At 59.2% G+C, this 3499-nt stretch carries 4 protein-coding genes and 3 tRNA genes; all 7 read left to right on the top strand.

Annotated features, from left to right (window positions below):
• Window positions 1-492: 492 nt before the first annotated feature.
• Window positions 493-1452: a bifunctional biotin--[acetyl-CoA-carboxylase] ligase/biotin operon repressor BirA gene (birA, locus tag BM154_RS23465; protein ID WP_074890278.1), complete on the top strand. Its 960-nt coding sequence runs from the start codon at window positions 493-495 to the stop codon at window positions 1450-1452.
• The gene (locus BM154_RS23460) at window positions 1442-2194 is read left to right on the top strand and encodes a pantothenate kinase (protein ID WP_074890281.1); all 753 of its coding nucleotides are present in this window, start codon (window positions 1442-1444) and stop codon (window positions 2192-2194) included. The genes birA and BM154_RS23460 overlap by 11 nt, the downstream gene beginning before the upstream one ends.
• Window positions 2194-2871: an SPOR domain-containing protein gene (locus tag BM154_RS23455; RefSeq protein ID WP_074890276.1), complete on the top strand. Its 678-nt coding sequence runs from the start codon at window positions 2194-2196 to the stop codon at window positions 2869-2871. Before BM154_RS23460 ends, BM154_RS23455 begins: the two co-directional genes overlap by 1 nt.
• 145 nt (window positions 2872-3016) lie before the next feature.
• Window positions 3017-3101 (top strand) — tRNA-Tyr (locus BM154_RS23450).
• A 25-nt stretch (window positions 3102-3126) separates the two neighbouring features.
• A tRNA-Gly gene (locus BM154_RS23445) sits at window positions 3127-3200 on the top strand.
• Window positions 3201-3226: 26 nt separating this feature from the next.
• A tRNA-Thr gene (locus BM154_RS23440) sits at window positions 3227-3302 on the top strand.
• A gap of 84 nt (window positions 3303-3386) precedes the next feature.
• Window positions 3387-3499: GTP-binding protein (locus BM154_RS23435; RefSeq protein ID WP_244154210.1), on the top strand; the 113-nt coding region annotated here is incomplete at its 3' end.

The raw sequence follows: 3499 nt of genomic DNA, 5'->3' as shown, positions 1-3499 counted from the left end.
GTTTCTCCATGTGAGAGTAGGTCATCGTCAAGCTTCTACTAGAAACCCCAGATCTCGACAGAGGTCTGGGGTTTCGTCTTTATGGGCCGGGAAAAGCTGGAGCCGGCGAGCTAGTGTGCTGCAGGAGCAGTGCGGGTCGAAAAGCCTTTCCTAAATGTCGCTACGCTCGACCCTGGCTACGGGGCTGGTGTTGAGCAGCAGGGCTTTGGGTGCAAATAGGAGCCGTCGTTTACCCAGGGGATGCCTGAACGATGTCTATGATCGTGGGCCGAGGACCGCAAGGCCGGTTTGGCCGTTGCTCTGGCTGCAGGTGTCGAACTGGTCAGCACCGCAGCGCATGCTGCTCCACTTCGATAGTTGTCGCCTGGTATTTCCCAGGGCCGCCTCCTCAATTCTGCACAATGATCCCGCTCGGGATGAATGCGCCCCGGCTTGTAGGCAGCAGCCGAGCGCATCGTTATCATGCGTTCCTTGAAGCAGGGCAGGTCAGGCATGCAGTCTTTATTGCGACTCCTACAGGATGGGCAGTTTCATTCGGGTGAAGAACTCGGCGCAGCGGTCGGTGTCAGCCGAGCCGCTATCTGGAAGCGTCTGCAGGCGCTCGAAGCCGAGCTGGATCTGCAGATTCACAAGGTGCGTGGGCGTGGTTACAGGCTCGAGAAGCCGCTCTCGTTGCTGGCCATTGATGCCCTCACTGCCTCGTCAAGCGTTCCGGTTACGCTGATTCAGCAGGTCGACTCCACCAATGCCGAGGCGCTGCGCCGTCTTGCCTCTGGCGCCATTCCACCCTACCTGGTGATTGCCGAGCAGCAGACGGCTGGTCGCGGCCGGCGCGGGCGAAGCTGGGCAAGCCCCTTTGGGGAAAATCTCTACTACAGCCTGGTGCTGCGCATAACCGGCGGAATGCGTCAGCTCGAAGGCTTGAGCCTGGTGGTTGGTCTGGCGCTGTTGGAGGCGCTTCGTGGCGCAGGCATTACCGAAGGCGGCTTGAAGTGGCCCAATGACTTGCTGATCGATGGCCGCAAGATCGCCGGCATTCTCCTGGAGCTGGCCGGTGATCCCGCTGACGTCTGCCATGTGGTGATCGGCATCGGTGTGAATATCAACATGCGCATGGCGCCCGCCAGCCAGGTCATCGATCAGCCCTGGACGTCCCTGCGGCAGGTGTTGGGAGAACAGGTAGATCGTAATCAATTCGTTGCCGGTCTCAATCGGCAACTGGAGCATTACCTTCAGTTGCACCAACAGCATGGCTTTGCTTCATTGCGCGCGCAGTGGGAGGCGAGCCATTTGTGGCAGGGGCGTATGGTCACGCTTGCGACCGGCGCGCAGGCTACCCGGGGGCGTGTCCTGGGGGTGGATGATGCCGGCGCACTGCGCCTGGATGTTGCCGGGCAAGAAAGGCTTTTCAGCGGCGGTGAGCTCAGTTTGAGGTTGCATGATGATTCTTGAGCTTGACTGCGGTAACAGTTTTATCAAATGGCGCGTTCTGGCGGCCGGCGGCAGCCTGGCCAGTGGCGTGGCCGATAACGGCGAGGAGCTTGTCAGGGCCCTGGCTGACCGTTTCTCGCGGCAATTGTCGGTCTGTCGCCTGGTCAGCGTTCGCGCCGATGACGAGACAAGGCTGCTCTGTGCGGCGCTGACGGAGCGTTTCAATATCGACTGCCAGGTGGCCGTGCCTGCCCAGGTGCTGGGCGGCGTACACAACGGTTATGAGGACTATCAGCGGTTGGGGCTCGATCGCTGGCTCGCCGTTGTAGGTGCCTATAGCCTGGAGCAGGGCGCCTGTCTGGTTGTGGACCTGGGAACTGCGATCACCTCGGATTTCGTCGATGGCGGCGGCGCCCATCTGGGCGGTTTCATATGCCCGGGGATGCCGCTGATGCGCAGCCAGCTGCTTACCCATACGCGTCGCATCCGCTACGACAATGCCGCGGCTCAGCAGGCTGGCGACAGCCTGGTGCCGGGCCGCTCCACGGCGGAAGCGGTCGAGCGCGGCTGTCGGTTGATGCTGCGTGGCTTCGTCAACACCCAGCTCGAACTGGCTCGTCAGCAATGTGGTGCGGATGTGGCGGTGTTTCTCACTGGCGGTGATGCGGCGATGGCGGCTGAATGGGTGCCGGCTGCGCGGGTAGTACCCGATCTGGTGTTTATCGGATTGGCGATCGCCTGTCCTCTGGGTGGAGAGTCGTGATGCGTTGGATCTTCATGCTGCTGGTGGTGCTCAATGCCTTCTATTACGTATGGCACCAGCAACAGGTGCCCATGCAGGCCAAAGAGGTGGCGCCGCTATCCCTGTACCAGGACAGCCGGCGCGATATTCAGCTGTTGAGTGAATCCAAACCCCAGCAGAGGCGCGTCTCTGCGCCAACGGATGAGCCGCCCGAGCAGGCGGTGTGTCTTTTTTTGGGCGCCTTTGACGAGCAGGCCCAGGCAGAACAGGTCGAGCAACGTCTGCTGAGCCTGGATATCCGCTCGCAGATGCAGGTGGTCGAGTCGGCGGGGGCTGTCGATTACTGGGTTTATTTGCCACCGCTGGCATCGCGCCAGGCCTCGCTCAGGCAGTTGCGTGAGCTGCAGGCGCGCAAGATCGATAGCTACATCATCAGTCAGGGCGATCTCGCCAACGGCATTTCCCTGGGGATTTTCCCCCGCCACGATTCGGCCGACAGCGTGATTACCCGTTTGCGCCGGGCCGGCTACGAACCATTGCTGCGTGAATTGCCGCGCGCCAACCGTAGCCACTGGGTACGCATCGCCCCGGAAAGCCGGCGTTTGGTCGATGATTCGCTGCTCGAACGTTTGTCTTTGGACTTCAATGGCTTACAACATCAATTAATGCCGTGCGAAGGGGTTGCAAGCGCTCCATAGAATGCATAGAATGGCGCCCGCTTCGCAGGGTGGTCATCTGCAGAGATGGAATGCGAAGTTGCTGTTAGTGTCGCTAAGCTCAGGTTTTTAAATGAGAAAGTGCTTGACAGCAGGGTGGCAGATATTGAGAATGCCGCCTCCTAATGGAGGGATTCCCGAGCGGCCAAAGGGATCAGACTGTAAATCTGACGTCTACGACTTCGAAGGTTCGAATCCTTCTCCCTCCACCAGATTTAAGCGTGAGCTGTAAGCTCCGCGGGCATAGTTCAGTGGTAGAACCTCAGCCTTCCAAGCTGATGATGCGGGTTCGATTCCCGCTGCCCGCTCCAGCTTTTACTGTTCACGCACATGTTTCGCTCATGTAGCTCAGTTGGTAGAGCACACCCTTGGTAAGGGTGAGGTCAGCGGTTCAAATCCGCTCATGAGCTCCATTTAATAAAGGCAGATATGAAAGTATCTGCCTTTGTTTTAATGGCGGTATCGCTAGCTGAATTCTTCGTTCGGGGACGGTCAAAATGGCTAAAGAAAAGTTTGAACGTAACAAACCGCACGTCAACGTTGGCACCATCGGTCACGTTGACCATGGCAAAACCACTCTGACCGCTGCTCTGACTCGCGTCTGCTCCGA

Source organism: Phytopseudomonas argentinensis (assembly GCF_900113905.1).
In the GTDB taxonomy this organism is placed as follows: Bacteria; Pseudomonadota; Gammaproteobacteria; order Pseudomonadales; family Pseudomonadaceae; genus Aquipseudomonas; species Aquipseudomonas argentinensis.
Note: the sequence above shows the minus strand (reverse complement) of the source record. Positions and strands in the feature narration are given on the sequence as shown.

Bases quoted from the DNA above. Each gene is read 5' to 3' on its own strand.
- BM154_RS23460 (WP_074890281.1), top strand. From the start codon at position 1,442: ATGATTCTTGAGCTTGACTGCGGTAACAGTTTTATCAAATGGCGCGTT.
- birA (WP_074890278.1), top strand. From the start codon at position 493: ATGCAGTCTTTATTGCGACTCCTACAGGATGGGCAGTTTCATTCGGGT.
- BM154_RS23455 (WP_074890276.1), top strand. From the start codon at position 2,194: ATGCGTTGGATCTTCATGCTGCTGGTGGTGCTCAATGCCTTCTATTAC.